The organism is Leifsonia aquatica H1aii (genome assembly GCF_000633535.1).
Lineage (GTDB): Bacteria > Actinomycetota > Actinomycetes > Actinomycetales > Microbacteriaceae > Leifsonia > Leifsonia aquatica_A.
Map to the genome: position 1 here is coordinate 62,329 of NZ_AYMR01000011.1, position 18,980 is coordinate 81,308.

Annotated in this window: 16 protein-coding genes; 6 read left to right on the forward strand and 10 right to left on the reverse strand. The window is 69.6% G+C overall.

The window, feature by feature from the left end:
- Nucleotides 1-6 precede the first annotated feature (6 nt).
- On the reverse strand, nt 7-948 hold the full coding sequence (locus U870_RS0112610; RefSeq protein WP_025157746.1) for a carbohydrate ABC transporter permease: 942 nt from the start codon (nt 946-948) through the stop codon (nt 7-9).
- Nucleotides 949-953: 5 nt separating this feature from the next.
- Nucleotides 954-1,886: a carbohydrate ABC transporter permease gene (locus U870_RS0112615; protein WP_081815298.1), complete on the reverse strand. Its 933-nt coding sequence runs from the start codon at nt 1,884-1,886 to the stop codon at nt 954-956.
- Nucleotides 1,887-2,322: 436 nt separating this feature from the next.
- Here U870_RS0112615 and U870_RS0112620 point away from each other — a divergent pair, with 436 nt between their 5' ends.
- The 3 genes from U870_RS0112620 to U870_RS0112630 are packed head-to-tail and all read left to right on the forward strand — an operon-like array spanning nt 2,323 to nt 5,791.
- The gene (locus U870_RS0112620) at nt 2,323-3,867 is read left to right on the forward strand and encodes a UxaA family hydrolase (RefSeq protein ID WP_025157748.1); all 1,545 of its coding nucleotides are present in this window, start codon (nt 2,323-2,325) and stop codon (nt 3,865-3,867) included.
- Nucleotides 3,868-3,908: 41 nt separating this feature from the next.
- Nucleotides 3,909-4,928 (forward strand): aldo/keto reductase, encoded by a 1,020-nt coding sequence (locus U870_RS0112625; RefSeq protein ID WP_025157749.1) that lies wholly within the window; start codon nt 3,909-3,911, stop codon nt 4,926-4,928.
- Entirely contained in the window at nt 4,925-5,791 is an 867-nt protein-coding gene (locus U870_RS0112630) for an amidohydrolase family protein (RefSeq protein ID WP_025157750.1), read from the forward strand. The genes U870_RS0112625 and U870_RS0112630 overlap by 4 nt, the downstream gene beginning before the upstream one ends.
- Nucleotides 5,792-5,808: 17 nt before the next feature.
- On the opposite strand, the gene U870_RS0112635 is transcribed toward U870_RS0112630, so the two are convergent.
- The 3 genes from U870_RS0112635 to U870_RS0112645 form a co-directional block, all read right to left on the reverse strand.
- Nucleotides 5,809-6,558: an SDR family NAD(P)-dependent oxidoreductase gene (locus tag U870_RS0112635; RefSeq protein ID WP_025157751.1), complete on the reverse strand. Its 750-nt coding sequence runs from the start codon at nt 6,556-6,558 to the stop codon at nt 5,809-5,811.
- Nucleotides 6,555-7,415 (reverse strand): fumarylacetoacetate hydrolase family protein, encoded by an 861-nt coding sequence (locus U870_RS0112640; protein ID WP_025157752.1) that lies wholly within the window; start codon nt 7,413-7,415, stop codon nt 6,555-6,557. The genes U870_RS0112635 and U870_RS0112640 overlap by 4 nt, the downstream gene beginning before the upstream one ends.
- A gap of 135 nt (nt 7,416-7,550) precedes the next feature.
- Entirely contained in the window at nt 7,551-8,483 is a 933-nt protein-coding gene (locus U870_RS0112645) for a LysR family transcriptional regulator (protein WP_025157753.1), read from the reverse strand.
- Nucleotides 8,484-8,666: 183 nt separating this feature from the next.
- Between U870_RS0112645 and U870_RS0112650 the strand changes: the two genes are divergently transcribed.
- From U870_RS0112650 to U870_RS0112660, 3 genes are all read left to right on the forward strand, one after another.
- Nucleotides 8,667-9,869: a mandelate racemase/muconate lactonizing enzyme family protein gene (locus U870_RS0112650; RefSeq protein ID WP_029947549.1), complete on the forward strand. Its 1,203-nt coding sequence runs from the start codon at nt 8,667-8,669 to the stop codon at nt 9,867-9,869.
- Nucleotides 9,870-9,882: 13 nt separating this feature from the next.
- A complete protein-coding gene (locus tag U870_RS0112655) occupies nt 9,883-12,708 on the forward strand; it encodes an FAD-binding and (Fe-S)-binding domain-containing protein (protein ID WP_025157755.1) in 2,826 nt (941 codons plus the stop codon).
- 144 nt (nt 12,709-12,852) lie between these two features.
- Nucleotides 12,853-14,028: an ROK family transcriptional regulator gene (locus U870_RS0112660; protein WP_240183696.1), complete on the forward strand. Its 1,176-nt coding sequence runs from the start codon at nt 12,853-12,855 to the stop codon at nt 14,026-14,028.
- Nucleotides 14,029-14,066: 38 nt separating this feature from the next.
- Here U870_RS0112660 and U870_RS0112665 read toward each other — a convergent pair whose 3' ends face one another.
- Genes U870_RS0112665 through pstB form a run of 5 tightly spaced genes read right to left on the reverse strand, consistent with a single transcriptional unit; the run spans nt 14,067 to nt 18,980 of the window.
- Nucleotides 14,067-14,702, reverse strand: coding sequence for a DUF1508 domain-containing protein (locus U870_RS0112665; RefSeq protein WP_162819144.1), 636 nt, complete (start codon nt 14,700-14,702; stop codon nt 14,067-14,069).
- Between the two features lie 39 nt (nt 14,703-14,741).
- Entirely contained in the window at nt 14,742-16,604 is a 1,863-nt protein-coding gene (locus tag U870_RS0112670) for a PASTA domain-containing protein (protein ID WP_025157758.1), read from the reverse strand.
- The gene (locus tag U870_RS23180) at nt 16,601-17,302 is read right to left on the reverse strand and encodes a class F sortase (RefSeq protein WP_025157759.1); all 702 of its coding nucleotides are present in this window, start codon (nt 17,300-17,302) and stop codon (nt 16,601-16,603) included. Before U870_RS23180 ends, U870_RS0112670 begins: the two co-directional genes overlap by 4 nt.
- Nucleotides 17,299-18,096, reverse strand: coding sequence for a lytic transglycosylase domain-containing protein (locus U870_RS0112680; protein WP_025157760.1), 798 nt, complete (start codon nt 18,094-18,096; stop codon nt 17,299-17,301). Before U870_RS0112680 ends, U870_RS23180 begins: the two co-directional genes overlap by 4 nt.
- The gene (gene pstB, locus U870_RS0112685) at nt 18,093-18,980 is read right to left on the reverse strand and encodes a phosphate ABC transporter ATP-binding protein PstB (RefSeq protein ID WP_025157761.1); all 888 of its coding nucleotides are present in this window, start codon (nt 18,978-18,980) and stop codon (nt 18,093-18,095) included. The genes U870_RS0112680 and pstB overlap by 4 nt, the downstream gene beginning before the upstream one ends.

The following is an 18,980-nucleotide window of genomic DNA, read 5'->3' on the forward strand; positions in this document are numbered from 1 at the left end:
TGGGTGTTATTTGATTCCGGTGAAGCCGATCGAGTTGACGATGCGTTTGCCGAAGATCATGAAGAGCACGAGCATCGGCAGTGCGGCGACCAGCGAGGCCGCCATCAGCCCGGCGTAGTCGGGCTGGGTCTGTGGGGAGGCCTGCTGGAACACGCCCAGTGCGACGGTGAGCGGGCGGACGCTCGGGTCGTTGGCGATCAGCAGAGGCCAGAAGTACTCGTTCCAGGCATTGATGAAGGTGAGGAGCGACAGGGTCATGAGCGGTCCGGTGGTCATCGGCACGGTGATCCTGAAGAGGATCTTGAACGGTCCGAGCCCGTCGATCAGGGCCGCCTCCTCGATCTCAGAGCTGAGTCCGAGCATGAACTGCCGGAGGAAGAAGATCGCGAAGGCCGAGAACAGCGCGCTGGGCGCGATGAGTCCGGCGAACGTGTTGGTCAGGCCGAGGTCGTGGATGAGCACGAAGTTCGGCAGCAGCGTCATGATCCCGGGGATCATCAGCGCGGCGAGGAAGATCGAGAACACGATGTTGCGTCCACGCCACTGCAAGCGGGCGAACGCGTACGCGGCGAGCAAGGAGCAGAAGACGACGATCACCGTCAGCAGAGTCGCGTAGATCACGGAGTTGCGGACGAAGAGCCCCAGGTCGATCGACGCGCCGGAGCCCCCCTCGGCGATCGCTTCGTCGGGCGTCGCGATCCCGAGGACGCGGAGGAACGGTCCGAGGGTGAAGCCGACCGGCAGCAACGACGTCGGATTGCTGATCAGCGCGTAGTTGTTCGAGAGCGCCGTGCGCAGGATCCAGTAGAACGGGAAGAGCGTCACCAGCAGGAACAGCGACAAGTAGATCCAGGCGATGGTCTTCCCGAGGGAGAACCTGCGGCGGGACCGGGACCGCGCAAGAGGCGCGGTGGCGACGTCGGGCTGAGGGAGGAGTGTGGTGGTCATGGTTCTCAGTTCGTGTCCGTGTCGTTGGCGCGCATGAGGCGCATCTGGAAGAACGTGATGAGCAGCAGCATCACGAACAGGGCCATCGACATCGTCAAGGCGTAGCCGAAGTTGAACTCGGCGAAGCCGGTCTTGTAGATGTACAGCGGGAGCACGTTGGAGGCGTTCGCAGGCCCGCCCTTGGTCGTCACCGCGACGAGGTCGAAGACCTGGAAGGAGCTGATGATGGTCAGCACCACGACCATCGCCATGATCGGACGCAGCAGGGGGAGGGTCAGTCGGGTGAACATCCGGATCTCGCCGGCGCCGTCGATCCGGCCGGCTTCGTAGATCTCGCCGGGGATGGTCTGGAGGCCCGCGAAGATCAGGATGGCGTTGTAGCCCATCGCTTTCCAGATACTGATGAACGCGAGGGTGGGGATGACCCAGTCCTGGGACCCGAGGAACAGGATGGGGTGCCCGCCGAATGCCTTGATGACGGCGTTCACGATCCCGAGACCAGGGTCGAGCATCCATTGCCACACGAGAGCGGCGACGACACCCGAGATGAGGAACGGGAGCAGGACCATGCCGCGGATCACGCTGGAGGAGGTCAGGCGATGGAGGATGACCGCGGTGATCAGCGAGATGGCGAGGCCGAGGACCACCGAGAGCAGAACGAAGTAGACCGTGACTCCGAGCGAGTTCCAGAAGACGCCGTCGCCCAGCAGCTGCTGGTAGTTGGCGAGGCCCGACCACACCGGTGGGGTGAGGATGTGGAAGTCGGTGAAGCTGAGGTAGATGCCGCGGACGAGCGGGTAGAGGGCGAAGACGATGAAGCCGACGGCCGCCGGGAGGATCAGGACGAGTGCGAGGCGCCAGTCCCCCCGGTGCGATGGGTTGCGCCCGACCTGGCGGCTGCTTCGACCGGTCCGTGCGGTCGGTTTCGCAGCAGTCATGACCACGATGTGCTCTCCTTCGAACTGCTCGCCGAGGGGGTTCGCCGGCGGATACGTCGGGCGTCGGCCCGAGAACGTGTCGAGAGAGTAACCCTGTTTATATTTTCGTGTCAACTAATGCATCCCGCATGGAATCGCGATTCTGAGAGCTGGCGCTTGACGCCATAAAGTAAACGGGACGAGTCTCCGCGGCGCGGCACGACGCAAGGCGACACCGCCGGATCGCCCGAGATCTCGCGGATCCGACCGAGGTAGGCGCTCGCTCCGGCCGGATCGGACGCCGCGGAGGGAACGACGGTCGTTCGGCGCCAGCGGCCCATCCGGAACGGGATCGCTCGACAAGCGGATAGTGATCATTCGTTATCCGGCGTGGGCAGGGCGACGCGGCCGAACGTAGCCTGAATCGGATAGAACACTGAGCATTGAGGACGCTGTCATGTCTCGCACCCTTCCCTCCCCCTCCCGCTCGGCGACCGCCCTGATCGTGGCGCGCCCGGGCACGGACAACGTCGGCATCGTCGTCGACGGTGCGAGCGCCGGCGATCGCCTCGAAGGCGGAGGGGTGGAGGTCGTCGCGGCGACGGACATCCCGCAGGCGCACAAGGTCGCTCTGCGCGACATCGCTCCCGGTGACCCTGTGCTCAAGTACGGCCAGGTCATCGGTGCCGCCACCGCCCCGATCACGGCCGGCGCCCACGTGCACGACCACAACGTCGGCCTCCTCGACCTCTCGACGCGGGGGGTGTCGACAGTCGGCTCGGGAACGGCCTCCGAGGTGGACGCGGATCTCACCGCGCGCACCTTCCTCGGCTACCGCCGCCCGGACGGCCGGGCGGCGACCCGCAACTTCATCGGAATCGTCCCGACCGTGAACTGCTCCTCCACGGTCAGCAAGCTCATCGCGCAAGCCGCCTCGATCGAGTTCGCCGGCGCGCCCGGGCTCGACGGCATCGTCCCGCTCCCGCACGACCAGGGTTGCGCGCTGGCCGAGCACACGATCGGCGACGACATCCTGCGCCGAACCCTGCGCGGGTACGCGACCCACCCCAACTTCGCCGGCGTCCTGGTCGTCGGCCTCGGCTGCGAGGTCAACCAGCCGGAGAACTTCCTGCCGGACGCCGTCCCCGGTCTGAGCAGGCTCACGATCCAGGAGCTGGGCGGAACCGCAGCGACCGTCGCCGAAGGAGTACGGCAGATCGGTCGGATGGTCGCCGGCCTCGCCGCGGTGCAGCGCGAGCCGATCCCCGTCGCCGAGCTCGTACTCGGCTTGCAGTGCGGTGGGAGCGACGCATACTCCGGGCTGACGGCGAATCCGACCTTGGGCGTCGCTGCCGACATGCTCGTGGCCGCGGGCGGAAAGGTGATCCTCGGCGAGACGCCCGAGATCTTCGGCGCCGAGCACCTCCTCCGCGCACGGGCCGCCACGGACACGATCGCGGAACGTCTCGACCGGACCATCGAGTGGTGGCTGCGCTACACGGCGACGAACGGGGCGGAGCTCGACAACAACCCGTCCCGCGGCAACCGGGCCGGCGGGATCAGCACCATCTGGGAGAAGTCGCTCGGCGCCGTGCTCAAGGGGGGCACGAGCCCTCTCAACGACATCGTCGACTACGCGGCACCGGTGACGGCAGCCGGCCTGACCTTCATGGACACCCCGGGGTACGACCCGGTCTCGGCGACCGGCATGGTCGCCGGTGGGGCCACCGTCCTGGCCTTCACCACCGGCCGTGGTTCGGTCTTCGGCTCTCGCCCGGTGCCGTGCGTCAAGATCAGCACGACATCCGATCTCTTCCGCCGGATGGAAGGCGACATGGACTTCGACGCCGGACAGGCCTTCGGCCACGATCGTCAGCGTGAGGCCGGAGCCCGCCTCTTCGAGGCCATCATCGACATGGCATCGGGCCGCCTGACCAAGTCGGAGCAGCTCGGCTTCGGCACCGAAGAGATCGTTCCCTGGCGCATCGGCGCCGTCCTCTAGCCCCCGCGGGCGATGTCGCCCTCCTTTCGAAAGGGACCTCCATGCTCACTCTCCCCGCCACCGCCGTCGGAGACCACGGTCTCACCCTTCCCCCGATCGGGCTCGGGACGGCGGCGCTGGGCAACTTCCTCTCCGTCGTTCCCGACGAGCAAGCGCGCGCGACTCTCCGCCGGGCGTGGGAGGCAGGGATCCGCTCCTACGACACCGCTCCGCTTTACGGGCACGGCCTGTCCGAGAGACGGATCGCGGAGACGATCAGCTCCGAGCCCCGTGACTCGTTCACCGTCTCCACCAAGGTCGGACGGCTGCTGCGCAGCGACGCCCCGCGGGACGAGAGCCAGTACTTCGACGGCGCTCCGTTCTACGTCGACGTGCCGGAAGCCGGACCGGTGTGGGACTTCAGCTACGACGGCGTCGTCACCTCGCTGCACGAGAGCCTGGCACGCCTGGCGCTCGACCGCGTCGATGTCCTGAACCTGCACGATCCGGACGCCCACTACGACGAGGCGAGCACGACGGCGTACGCGGCGCTCCACGATCTTCGCGAGCAGGGTGTCGTTCGCGGCATCGGAGCGGGGATGAACCAGACGGCGATGTTGTGCACTCTGGTCACCGAACTCGACCTGGACGTGGTGCTGCTCGCCGGCCGCTACACACTGCTCGACCAGGGGTCTATGGGCGATCTGCTCCCGGCGTGCCGGGACAACGGGACCAGCGTGGTGGTCGGCGGCGTCTTCAACAGCGGGATCCTCATCGATCCGTCCGACGACGCCCGGTTCGACTACATCCCGGCGTCCACGACGATCGTCGCCCGGGCACGCCGGATCCGCGAGGTGTGCGAGCGGTTCGGCGTCCCCCTCGCTGCAGCGGCGATCCAGTTCCCTCTCGCCCATCCGCAAGTCTCCACGGTCCTCATCGGCGCACGCTCGGTCGAGGAGCTCGACGAGGATCTGGAGCTTCTCGGCACTCCGATCCCCGACCAGCTGTGGCACGAGCTCAAGCGGGAGGGACTGCTCGCGGAGGACGCACCGGTGCCGAGCCTGGACGGAGCGAACCGATGACCGCCCCCGGCCGCATCGACGCCCATCACCATTTCTGGGACCCGGCCGACTTCGACTACCCGTGGATGGCCGGGGAGGCGTTGGACCCGATCCGTCGGCCGTTCGCACCGGTCGACATCGCGCCGGAGCTCGCCACGAACGCGATCGACGGGACCGTTCTGGTGCAGACCGTCGCAGACCTCCGTGAAACGACCCGCTTCCTGGACCTGGCCGCAGGGACCGCCTTCATCCGCGGCGTGGTCGGATGGGTGGACCTGACCGACGGCGCGGCCGGGCAGACCATCGCCGACCTGCGGCAACGCGCCCCCGGAACGTTGGTCGGCATCCGGCATCAGGTCCACGACGAGCCGGACGCCGACTGGCTCGATCGGGACGACGTGCAGGCAGGGATCCGCACGGTCGGCAACGCTGGACTGGCGTACGATCTCTTAGTCCGCACGCGCGAACTCCCCGCGGCGATCCGGCTCGTGTCCGGGTTCGCCGACCAGCGCTTCGTGCTGGACCATATCGCGAAACCGCCCATCCTCAGCGGCTGGAGCGACGAGTGGGCCCGCCTGATCGGCGATCTGGCGAGACGGCCGAACGTGGCGGTGAAGCTGTCGGGAATGATCACCGAGGCATCCTGGGACGAGTGGAGTCCGGATTCGCTCCGCCCGTACGTCGACCACGTCCTCCATGCCTTCGGCACGGAGCGTGTGCTTTTCGGCTCCGACTGGCCGGTCTGCCTTCTCGCAGCATCGCGGTACGGCGAGGTCGTCGACGCGGTCGAAACCCTGCTCGGCGGGTTGAGCGACACGGAGCGAGCGGATGCGTTCGGCGGCAACGCCGTGCGGTGGTATCAGCTGGCCGACGTCGCCGCCTGACGTCGCTGCCCGCCGGCTCAGCGCACGTTCTCGGGGATCCGCAGCCCGCCCATGCCGCCGTCGACGGTCAGGAGGGTCCCGGTCGTCGATGCGTTGCTGGGATCGGCCAAATACACGATCGCCTGCGCTACCTCGGTGGGCGACACGAGTCGTCCGAGCGGCTGGCGGCGAGTGAGCTGCTCCCGGGCGTCGTCGGCATCCGCAGCGCCCTGCAGAAGGCGGGAGACCCACGGGGTGTCCGCGGTGCCGGGAAGGACGGCGTTCACGCGGACCCTCCCGACGAAGTCGGCGGCCGTGGCGATCGTGAGGGCTTCCAGCGCCCCCTTCGACGCGGAGTACAGCGCACGCTGCGGGACACCGACCCTCGACACGATCGAGCAGGTGTTCACCACCACCGCGTTCGCGGAGTCGAGGAGGTGGGGGAGGGCGGCTCGAGTGACCCGTACGGCACCGAGGAGGTTGAGGTTCAGTACACGATGCCACTCGTCGTCGGCGTTGGCCGTGATGTCGCCGACCGCGCCGATCCCCGCGTTGTTGACGACCACGTCCACGCCACCGAACGCGCGGGCCACGCTGGCGACGGCGGCATCGACGCCGGCCGAGTCCGTCACATCGGCCTCGACGTAGAGGACGTCGGGGTCATCACTCGGGTTGCGGTCGAGGACGGCGACCCGAGCGCCCCGCTCGTATAGCAGGCGGGCGGTCGCGGCGCCGATCCCGCTCGAACCGCCCGTGACGACGGCGCTGAGGCCCGTGAAGCCACTCATCGTGCGCCCACCACCGACTGCCGCTGTTCCCCGAGGCCGTCGATGCCCAACGACATCACGTCGCCCGCCCGGAGGTAGACCGGCGGCGTGGCCCCCATGCCGACGCCGGGAGGGGTCCCGGTGTCGATGAGGTCCCCCGGCTCGAGCACCAGGAACTGGCTGAGGTAGTGGACGATCGTGTACGGATCGAAGATCATCGTGGCGGTGCTGCCGGTCTGGCGACGCGCGCCGTTGACCTCCAGCCACATGCCCAGATCGTTGACGTCGGAGATCTCGTCCGGCGTCGCCAGCCACGGGCCGGTCGGGTTGAACGTCTCCGCCGACTTGCCCTTCACCCACTGGCCGCCGCGCTCCAGCTGGAACGCGCGCTCGCTGACATCGTTGACGAGCACGAATCCTGCGATGACGTCCCGGGCCTCGTCGGGGCTCGCCAGATAACTGGCCCGCCTGCCGATCACGATGCCGAGTTCCACCTCCCAGTCCGTCTTCTCCGATCCGCGAGGGATGCGGACGTCATCGAACGGGCCGATGACGGTGTTCGGGGCTTTGTTGAACACGATCGGTTCGGTGGGGACGGCCTGGCCCGTCTCGGCAGCATGGTCCCTGAAGTTCAATCCGATGCAAAGGAGCTGATGCGGTCGTGCGATCGGCGATCCGATGCGCTCGTCCCCGAACTCCTCGATCCTCCCGTCTGCGATACAGCGGTCCACGTGCGCGCGCAGGGTCGCGGGCCCTCCGGATCGGAAGAAGTCCTCGCCGAAGTCCGGAGTGAGCTCCGACACGTCGACGTAGTGGGTTTCGTCCACGCGGACGATCGGGCGTTCGACGCCGGCCGGGCCGATGCGCATCAGTTTCATCGTTGGTGTTCTCCTTGGTACGCCCGCACGCCGATGCGATCGGCCGGCGGGCCGGACTGCCCTCCCAGCGTCCCGGCACCTGCTGGTGCGGTCAACGATGTCTCCCGGATGCGCGACATCCGGCAAGCGAATAGGTCAGGAGCGGGACGGCACCTCCCAGGTCCCTTCGGGGCGCGGGGACGACGTCACGACCTCGATGAACGCGCGTGCCGCCGCGCTGAGCGGACGCTCCGAATGCCACCAGACTCCGACATCGCGGTACTGATCGATCGCGAGTTCCCGACTCTCCAGACCGTCCTGCCTGATCATGCTGAACCCCAGAAAGTTCATGATCCCGATGCCGTGACCCGCACGGACCATCGCCCCGAGCGTGGACGGCTGGTGCGAGACGGTGCCCGCCGGCAGGCGTCTGCGCACCGAATGGAACGCGGACTCGGCTTCCGAGCCCATCGCCTCGTCGAGCAGCGGGTTCCCGATCGTGATGATGCGCTGCCCCTCCAGCTCCCGCGGATCGATCAGGTCGCTCGCCAGCAGCGGGTGTCCGACGGGGAGCACGACGACGAACGGCTCCCGCCAGAGTTGCCGGACGGAGAAGGACCGATCGCGGGGTTCCGGCCGCATCGGCCGGAGTGCGACGCTCACGCGCCGCTCGCTCAGGGCCGCCTCGATGCTGGCGACGTCACCGTCGAGGATCGACAGCTCGATCTGCGGGTGGAGTTCGCCGAGCCGCGTCAGGACCGCAGGAAGGAACTCCGCGCTGGCACTCGCGAAGCTCGCCAGCTTGACCGTACCCGAGACGACCCCTCGATCGGCCAGAACACCGGACGTCAGCTCGTCGGCCGCAGCGAGAACGGCACGAGCCCGCGGAAGCAGCGACTTGCCCTCATCCGTGAGGGTCAGCGGTCGGACTCGCCGCTCGATGAGGGAGCAGCCCAGCTCCTTCTCGAGGTTCGAGATGTGGGCGGAGACTCGCGGCTGCGACAGGTGCACCAACTCGGCAGCACGGGCGAAGCCGCCGGCATCCACGACCTCCACCCAGGTACGCAGCCAGGTCAATTCGAGCGTCACTGGATCCTCCATCTGCTCGCGTCGGGGGTGGCTCGATCATAGGGGGGCCGCTCGATCGCACGTGCGCGCATCCGGGATCCGGATCAGTCGTATTCGTCATCCGGCGTTGACCCCCCGCCTGGCGGCATGAGCGAATGAGCGTACCGTGCACATCTGCGTCCAGCGCCGTCGAAGGAGAACCACATGACGATCGAGAGCTCGCTCGGCAGCGCCCGCGGCGTCCTGTCCCCCGGACTCAGCGACCTCGACCGCGGTGATGACGGCGCCGTCATCGTCTCGATCGAGACGTACGCCTTGGCGGTTCCGCTTGCTCGGCCGATCGCCGACTCGACCGCCGCCATGTCGCACTGGACCGTCCCCGTCGTGGAGGTCCGCACCGCGGACGGCCGGGTGGGCACCGGCATCTCGGGCGTGCACGCAGCGCCCGAGCTGCTCGCGGACGTGATCGGGACGTACTACGCCCCGTCGCTGCTCGGCTCCTCCTCCGAAGACATCCTCGGCACGTGGAAGCGCCTCTACTGGCTCCCCACCCACTGGATGGGACGGGCCGGCGTCATGCACATGGCGCTCGCCATGGTCGACATCGCGCTGTGGGACCTGGCGGCCCAGCGCGCCGGAGCGCCCCTCTGGCGGATCCTCGGCGGAACTGCCGCGGATATCGAGGCCTACAACACGGACGGCGGCTGGCTGAACTTCACGGAGTCCGAACTCACCCGCGATCTCCTCTCGCTCGTGGACAGCGGCTGGCAGCGGGTCAAGATCAAGGTCGGCTCATCCGAATGGCGCGAGGACGTCCGTCGCGTCGAGGCGGTCCGTGCCGCGATCGGCGACGACATCACGTTGATGTGCGATGCGAACCAGCGGTGGGACCTCGCAACGGCGAGCCGGATCCTCCCGTACCTCGAGGACGCCCGCATGGACTGGGTCGAGGAGCCGTTGCATGCGGACGACCTCGGCGGCCACGCGAAGCTGCAGCGCTCGACGGTCCTCGACATCGCTGCCGGTGAGAGCATCTATTCGTACCAGCAGTTCACCAGCTTCATCGAGGCGGACGCCTTTCGCGTGGTGCAGGCCGACGCCACCCGGGTCGGCGGGGTGACCGAGTGGCTCCAGGTCGCCGCCCATGCGGCGGCCAAGGGGCTGCGCATCGCGCCGCACGCGGGTGACATGATGCAGGTGCATCAGCACCTCGTGGGGACGGTCCTGTCGGAGGTGCCACCCCTGATCGAGTTCATCCCGTGGACTCAGGACGCCTTCGTGGAACGGAGTGTCGTGAGCGAGGGCTACCTCAAACGTCCCCAGCTCCCCGGCGCCTCGACCGCGGTCGACCCCGTCGCCCGTTCGCGCTGGCAGATCGCCGGTGTCGGCGGCACGGTCGGCATCTGACGATCCCTCGACGATGTCCGGATCGAGTACCGCCGCCTTCGAGGCGGAGCTGGGCGACACGGTCGTCGCCGTGTCGCATCGACCGACCCTTCGCCGCGCGCTCGCCCACGACGCGTCTCATTACCTGCTGATCCCGGACGCCGTCGTGACCCCGCGGACGACGGAGGACGTCGCCCGCGTCGTCGCGGCGTCGCAGGCGAGCCGGACCCCGGTGACGTTCCGCTCCGGGGGGACGAGCCTGTCCGGTCAGGCAGGCACGCAGTCGGTCCTCGTGGACACGCGCAGGCACTTCCGGCGCATCGACGTCCTCGACGACGGCGAACGGGTCCGCGTCCAGCCCGGTGCCACCGTCCGTCAGGTGAACGCCCGGCTCGCGCGCTATGGCCGCAAGCTCGGCCCCGACCCGGCGAGTGAGATCGCCTGCACGATCGGCGGCGTGATCGCGAACAACTCGAGCGGCATGGCCTGCGGCACCGAGCAGAACACCTACCGCACGCTGGAATCGCTGACCGTCGTCCTCCCGTCGGGGACGATCATCGACACCGCCGCTGCGAATGCCGACGCACGATTGCGCACAGCCGAGCCGGACCTCCATGCCGGCCTCCTCGAACTCCGCGACCGGCTCCGGACCGATCCGACGCGCGTCGCGGAGGTGCGTCGACAGTTCGCCATCAAGAACACGATGGGGTACTCGATCAACGCCTTGCTGGACTTCGACGCTCCGATCGACATCCTGACCAATCTCCTCGTCGGCAGCGAAGGGACGCTGGGCTTCATCGCCGAGGCGGTTTTCACCACCGTCCCTCTTCTCCCGCACGCAGCCACCGGGCTTCTCGTCTTCCCGGACCTGGCTGCCGCGTCGGCGTCCCTGCCCGCTCTCGTCGAGGCCGGCTTCGCCACGATCGAGCTCATGGACGCCCTCTCGCTGACGGTCGCGCAGTCCGAGTCCGGCTGCCCGGCGGAGATCGCCGACATCGACGTGGTCGACCATGCCGCGCTTCTCGTGGAAGTGCACGGCGCCACGACCGCCGAGCTCGACGACCGGGTCCGGCGGATCCGTGGGCTCCTGACCGGGCTCCCTCTGGCCTCTCCCGTACGTCTCACCCGGGATGCCGCGGCCCGCGCGAGCCTGTGGCAGGTGCGGAAGGGCCTGTACACCGCCGTCGCCGGCGCCCGGCCGAGCGGTACCACCGCACTTCTGGAAGACATCGCGGTTCCGGTGGCGGAGCTCCTGCCGACGTGCGTGGGGCTCGTGAGGCTCTTCGACGAGTTCGCTTACGAGGGATGTGTGATCTTCGGCCATGCCAAGGACGGCAACATCCATTTCATGGTGAACGAGCGGTTCGACGACGCCGGTGCCGTCGAGAGGTATCGCCGTTTCACCGAACGGATGGTCGATCTCGTCCTCAGCCACGGTGGAACCCTCAAGGCCGAGCACGGCACCGGACGGATCATGGCGCCGTTCGTCCGGCGCCAATACGGCGACGCCTTGTACGTGCTCATGCTCCAGATCAAGCAGCTCTTCGACCCGGAGGGCATCCTCAACCCGGGCGTCGTGATCAACGAGGACCCCGACTCCTACCTGAAGCATCTGAAGACGACGCCGACCGTGGAGACCGAAGTCGACCGTTGCGTGGAGTGCGGCTACTGCGAGTCCTCCTGTCCATCTCGGGACCTCACGCTGACGCCGCGCCAGCGCATCGTCCTGCGCCGTGAGATGGAGGAAGCGCGTGCCGCAGGCGACGACGATCTGCTGGCCGCCCTGGAGGCGGACTACGAGTACGAAGGGGAGGAGACCTGCGCGGTGGACGGTATGTGCGCCGTCGCCTGCCCCGTCGACATCAACACCGGCGACCTCGTCCGCCGGCTCCGGGCGGAACGCCAGGGCCGCCTGCCGAACCGCGTCGCCGCGGCCGCCTCGACGACATGGGGGCCGATCACCCGCGGCGGTGGCGCCGCGCTCTCTGCCGCCCGACGGTCGACGGCGGTCTCCACCGCCCTGACACACGTGGGCCGCGCCCTTCTCGGCACGGACCGGGTCCCCTTGTACGATCGCACCCTCCCGCGTGGCGGCCATCCCCGGAAGCGCCTCGCCGGGTCCGCGGCCACGGATTCCGTCGCCGTATACTTTCCCGCCTGCGTCGGCACGATGTTCGGCCCGGAGCCCGGTGGCACGGGGGTCCAGGACGCACTGCTCGCGTTGGCATGGCGAGCCGGGATCGGCCTCCACATCCCGACCGGGATCGATTCGGCCTGCTGCGGGACTCCGTGGAAGTCCAAGGGCTTCACCGAGGGATACGATCACATGTCCGAACTCACTCTCGGCATCCTGCTGGATGCGACAGAGGGCGGCCGGCTCCCGATCGTCAGCGACGCGTCGTCGTGCACGGAAGGGCTCGAGCTGATGACGCATTCGGCGCGGGCGCGCGGGGTCGAGTTCCGGGTCATCGACTCCGTGGCGTTCGCGGAGGAGTTCCTGCTGCCGAACCTCGTCGTCACCCAGCGCGTCGGCTCCGCGGTCGTGCATCCCACTTGCTCGACGACCGTTCTGGGGACGACGACGGCACTGATCGACATCGCTCGCGCCGTGGCGGACCGCGTGGTCGTCCCGATTGATTGGGGCTGCTGCGCGTTCGCCGGCGACCGCGGCATGCTGCACCCGGAGCTGACGGCGACGGCGACCGCCGCGGAAGCCCGCGCCGTGGTGGCCGACGACTACGATGCGTATGTCTCCTCCAACCGGACCTGCGAGATCGGAATGACCCGTGCGACCGGACAGCCGTACCGGCACGTGCTCGAGCTGCTGGAGGTGGCAACGCGTCCACTCACAAATACATGACTCGGTCAAGAAATTAGTGCCCTCTCACCGCATATTGATGTTGACGTAGCTTTATTCCGGAAACTATCGTGTGAGAACGCTGCCTCACGCGACGGATCGCTGGTGACCTCGCGCAGGGGTGGCGCGGAGGGAATCGGGTCAACGGTGAGTGAAACACAGGCTTTGCACGGGCTGGAGGGGTTCCCGCTCGACACCCCGGCTGTGGTCGACGTCTTCACGGAGGTCCTGAAGCGCGGTCCGATCCCCCGGATCGAGATCGCGAAGAGAACCGGTCTCTCGCAGGCGGCCGTCACCAAGGCCGTCGCTCCGCTGATCGTGCAGGGACTCCTCTCCGCCCACGACAACATGCGCCTGACACAACCCGGACGTCCGGTCCAGCCGATCAGCGTCAACGAGCAGGCGCAGCTCGCCATCGGCGTGGACGTGCGCTCCGACGAGGTGTACGCCGTCGTCACGACGATGCGCGCGAACGTGCTCCATTCGGTGCATCGCACGATGCTCGGAACGACGGTCGAGGCCGTCACGGACGCGGTCACCGCCGCAGTCACCACCCTGCTCGACGCGCTGGGATCCGACACGACGCCGATCATGGGGATCGGTGTCGCGGTGTCCGGCGATGTCGACACGCATTCGGGCACGGTGCGCCATTCCCCGCGTCTCAACTGGACGGACGTCCCTCTGGAGGAGATCCTCCGTCGCCGCCTGGGGCTCCCGGTCGTCATCGACAACGATGTCCGAGCCCTGGCGATCGCGGAGGAGTGGTTCGGGATCGGCGTGGACGCCGAGTCGTTCGCGATCGTCACCATCGGGGCCGGCATCGGGTGCGGCCTCTACGTCAACGGCGATGTCGTCGAGGGCGCCTACGGCGTCGCCGGCGAACTCGGCCACCTCCCGCTCGGGCCCACCGAGCTCGTGTGCTCGTGCGGACGCCGCGGCTGCGTCGAGACCGTCGCCTCGTCGAGCGCGATCCTGCAGTCGATCCGCGCGGCCAAGCACGATTCCCTGCTCTCGATGCGTGAGGCCGTCGAGCTCGCGCGCACGGGCGATCCGGACACGACAGCGATCTTCGAGAAGGCGGCCCGGATCATCGGCGTCGCTCTGGCGACGATGGCCAATCTCGTCGGCCCGAGCGTGATCCTGGTCGCGGGTGAATCCGTCACCGACTACGACCTCTACGAGCAGCGCATCCGGGAGAGCTTCGATGAGCACACGTTCGCCTCCGCGGGCGAGTGCACGATCGTCACCCAATCGCACACGTTCGAGAACTGGGCACGCGGTGCAGCTGCCTCGCTCATCCGGGCGAGCGTCCGGAGGTCGTAGCCGGCCCGGCGCGTCCCGGGTGGTCCGGGAGCGCCACTCTAGCGGCTCCCCCGGCCGAGCTCGTTGAAACGGTGGATGTCCTTGATCGGGCGACGCGCGCCCGCCTCGATGACCGGGGCGTCCGGGACGTGCCGGTCGGCCGGCCGCTTCTCGCGCGGTCGCGGCGCGCGCACGACGAGCGGACGCGCGTCGAGGGCGCCGTCCGCCACGGTGGCCCGTATCAGCGCATCCCGGGTGGTCGACAGGCTGAGGAGACGCTCGCGTTTGGAGGGGTACCAGCGGCCGGCGACGACCGCGGCGGTCAGGCGGTTCTGCAGCGTCCAGGCGAACCGGTCCGGGCGCTCGTCGACGACGAGGCGCGCCGTGAGCCGGTCGGCCCTGCGCTGCACGTTCTCGACCTGGGCGCGCGCCGCATCGATCGAATCGAAGCCGACCCCGCTGGTGGCGATCTCACGGTGGTTCGACGACATCAACCGCCAGATGACCACGCGGCCGTGCTCGTCGACGGCATCGTGCGCGGCGCGGATCCGAACGGCGACGCCCGGCACCGCCTCGTCCACGGTCGCGGCCACGATCCGGTCCCGGAACGCGGCCCACACCCGATAGCGCTCGCTCGCGGTGTCGACCGCGTGGAACCGGATGTACGGCACCCCTCGGACGTCCCTGTCGCTCATCGTCCCCCTCATCTCCCCCTCATTCGGTGCGTCGCGTCCTCATCCCGTCGACGGTGTCGGCGTCGGTGTCGGCGCCGGCGTTCGCGCACCGGTCGCCGGCGGCGACGTCGGCTCCTCCCGGACGGGCGGGCTCGTGCCGGGACCGGGGACGTAGCGCGAGACGCTGAGGGTCACGATGCCTCCGACGGCGAGGCGGGCTCCTTCGCCCGGCTCGAGCTTCAGCACCACGCCCGACACGTATTCGTCGGTGTCGACCGTGTAGGTCTGGGCCTGCAGGCCCAGCGCGGCGAGCGCATCGACGACCGGTTGACTCGCCTGACCGGCCAGCCCCGCGGGCACCCGGACCCGACCGGAGGCGACGACTATGCCGATCGCGGTGCCCGCTGCCACTCGCGCCCCGAATGCGGGATCGGAGGACAGCACGGTCCCCTCGCGCTCGGCCGAGTCCCGCGCGACGATGGCGCCCACCCCCAGCCCGGCGTCGGTCAGCGCCTGGCGGGCGCCGGCGACGTCGAGCCCGGCGAGCTGCGGAACCGGCGCCTCGCCCGGGCCGGTGGACACGAGCAAGGTGACGCTCTGCCCCGCCCGAACGGCGGAGCCGGGACCGGGATCGGTGCCGGACACGACTCCGGGCTGGAGGGGGGACGCCTCCGGCCGCTGCCCCGCGACGATCACACCGGCCGCCGCCAGAGCGTGGGAGGCCTCCTCGATGGTCCTGCCGCGCAGCTCCGGGACGGTCACGTTCTTCTCCGCAACGGCCGGAGTGAGCACGGAATGCGTCGCGATCAGGCCCACGACGGCGGCGATCGCCGCGGTGGCGACGGTCAGTCTCGCCGCCGAGGACCAGCGGCGGCCCGGCCCCCGCCGCCGCCGAGCCTCCCGCGGGGCGGGTGCCCTCCGCCCGTGGACGGCCACCGGGATCACCGCGGTGGGGGCGGGCGTCGCGGTGGGGAGCGCACGGGTGAGGCCGTCCCGTCCGCCGGCGGTCGGCTGAGCCGTCGTGATCAGCTGAACCGCGGCGGTCGACCAGCCCGCGCTCTCCTCCCCCGGAGCCGCCGCACGGTCGCTCCCGTGCGCCTCGATCGTCGCGAGGGCCTCGACGACCGCAGGGAACGACGGTGGACGACGCGCCGAGGACGCGTCGACGCAGGAGGCCGCCAGACGATCGAGCAATCCGCGGCGCACCGTGAACGGGGGATCGTCGTCGACGACGAGGGCGATCAGAGCCTCGAGGACGCGTCCGAAGCCGTAGACGTCGCTGCGCCGCCCCGGCGCTGCGCCGTCGACCTGCTCCGGTGACGGGAACGATAGCGACGCGGTGAAGCGCGACCACATCCGCACCGTCAGCGTCGGGTCGGAGGGCACCGCCAGCTCCGAGGCCTGGGGACCGAATCCGGTCACCCACACCTGGCCGCCGGACACCAGGACGGTGTCCGGCCCGAGCGCACCGTGCACCACACCCTGCGCATGGATCTCACGCATCGTTCCGGCGAGCGCACGGGCCCACCGCAGCACGGTGCCGCTGTCGAACGACCGCTCCGCCGACGCCAGTCCCTCGGGCGCCTCCGGTCCCTCCGGCCGCCCACGGCCCAGCTCGAGCACGGACGGGCCGGTCACCGGCTCCGAGACCAGCCACGGGCCGCCGCCGTCGGAGCCGACGCCGCGGTCGAACGCCCGTGGGACACCCGGAACCAGCAGATCCGACGTGGAATCGATGCACGCACTGAGAAGGCGTTCGGCGACCGGGTCGCCGCGGAACTCCGAGCGGAGTTCCAGGAGAAGCACCTCCCGGTCCAGCAGACGATCGGTCGCCCGAGAGGCGACCGAGAACGCGGTGGAGCGCACCGGCCGGATCACGCGGTACCGGTCGCGACCGGACGGGAGCGGAACGCCGTCGTTCATGACCGGTGGGCGTAGACGACGAAGTTCTGGTGGCTGCTGGTCCCTCCGTCGTACTGGAAGCAGGTGACGAGCACGAGACGACCCGGGACGCGCTTCCACAGCTCGGCCTGCTGCGCGACATCCACCTTCTCGTAGAGCTCGGTGTCGTCGACGACGTAGTCGACACGGCCCTCGGGGACCGTGACCAGGATGTGGTCACCGGGATGGACCGTGTACGAGGAGTGCGGAACATCGAGCAGCGGATTGAACGCCGCGGCGCCGCCGCGGTAGGTGTGGCCGGCGATGTAGACGGTGTTGTCCGTGTCGGCGGTGGCGGCGCCGTACTCGGAGAGCCAGTAGGCGCTCCGAGCCGTCGGCGGGTCCACCGTCCCGCCCGCGGGGACCGCCATCCTCCCGACGTTCACCGAGAGTCCGATCGAGGGGATGTCGACCCGCGTCGGCTGGCCGGGAACGAGCGGTCGCTCCTCGGGCGGCGCCCCTGCGGGTGCTGCCGTCTGTCCCGGCGCGGGCTCGGCGACCGCGCGCGGTGCCGCGGCGGAGCTCGCCGCCGCGCTCCCGACCGCTTCGGCCGCGCTTCCCAGCGTGTGGGCCACGAGCGTCGCGCCGGCCGCGACGAGCGCCACGAACACGAGGACGAGCACCGCGAGCTGAGCGACGGCGCCCCCGCGGATGCGGCGTCTCCGGTGACGGACGGTCACGAGGCTCCCCGGGCATACACGTTCGCCTGCTCGCGCACCGAGGCGACATAGCTGTCGTCGTGGTTGTACGCCCGGATGGCGGTCGTCCACCCGGCCGCCGACCGCAGGTCTCCGCCGGCCGCGCAGAGGTAGACCGCGGCAGTGAGCGCCGCGTCGTCGATCTGTTCAGGGTCGGCGACGCCGTCGCCGTCGGCGTCGGTGCCGTACTGGGCCCAGGTGGCGGGGATGAACTGCATCGGACCGACGGCCCGGTCCCACAGCGGATCGCCGTCGAGGGCACCGTGATCGGTGTCGGGGACGGCCGCGAAGTCGACCCCGTCGAGGCGGGGCCCGAGGATCGTGCCGACGACGTGTCCGGAGGGGTCGATGTGCGCGCCGCCGTGCGTCCCGTGACCGGACTCGATGGCCCCGATCGCCGCGAGCGTGTTCCAGGTGATGCCGCAGCCGGGGGCGGCCTTCGCCTCGGTGATCGCGGCGGCGGCGTACGCCTGCAACGCCCGCGCCGGGATGCCGGTCCGGGCGGCGGTGGAGGACAGCCAGCCGACCGCCACCATCCCGTCGGTGTTCGAGCGCCGGCCGTCCGTCGCGACGGGCTCGACGGCGCCTCCCTGGTCGAGGGCGCCGGCCGGAGCGGCGGGTGCGGCCGCCGCGGAGGGCGCACCGCCGCCGTCCACCGACGAGCCGTCGGCCGCGGACGCCTGCGGCTTGGGGAGGTTGGTGATCCAGCCGGCCGCCCCGGCGATGATGAACGCCGCGACGGTCACCCCGGCGACGCTGCGGAGCGAGACCGTCATCCGAACCGCCCGTTGACGTAGTCGCTGGTGCGTTCGTCCCTCGGGTCCTCGAACATGGCCGTGGTGTCGCCGTACTCGACGATCACCCCTGGCGTGTTCTGCGCGGCGAGGAAGAACGCGCACTGATCGCTGACCCGTGCCGCCTGCTGCATGTTGTGGGTGACGATGACCACGGTGACCTGGCCGCGGAGGTCGGCGATGGTCTCCTCCACGCGGCGCGTCGACGTCGGGTCGAGCGCCGAACAGGGCTCGTCCATGAGCAGCACGCGCGGCGACACCGCGAGCGACCGGGCGATGCACAGTCGCTGCTGCTGACCGCCGGAGAGGCCGCCGCCGGGCTGGTCGAGGCGGTCCTTGACCTCCTCCCACAGCGAGGCCTTCCGCAGGGAGTCCTCGACGAGCTCGTCCCGCTGGTCGCGGTTCGCGCGCACACCGGCGAGCTTCAGCCCCGAGATCACGTTGTCGTAGATGCTCATCGCCGGGAACGGGTTCGGTTTCTGGAACACCATCCCGATGTGCCGGCGCGCGGTCGTGACGCGCTCCTGCGGGCTGTAGATGTCGTTGTCGTCGAGCCGCACCTCGCCGGACAGGCTCGCCGTCGGCACCATCTCGTGCATCCGGTTCAGGATGCGCAGGAAGGTGGACTTGCCGCAGCCGGACGGCCCGATGAGCGCGGTGACCTCGCCCTTCCGCATGGTGAGCGACACGCGGTCGAGCACCTTGCGCTGGCCGAACCAGGCCGAGATCGAGTCCGCTTCGAGCGTCGCGGCGGACGTCTGGCCGAACAACGACTCCCGGGTGGTGGGCTGCCGCCGGCCCGGGAGGGCGGGAGCCGCGCTCTCGGCCGCGCGCCGACGGACGGGGTTCAGGGTCTTCAGGTTCAT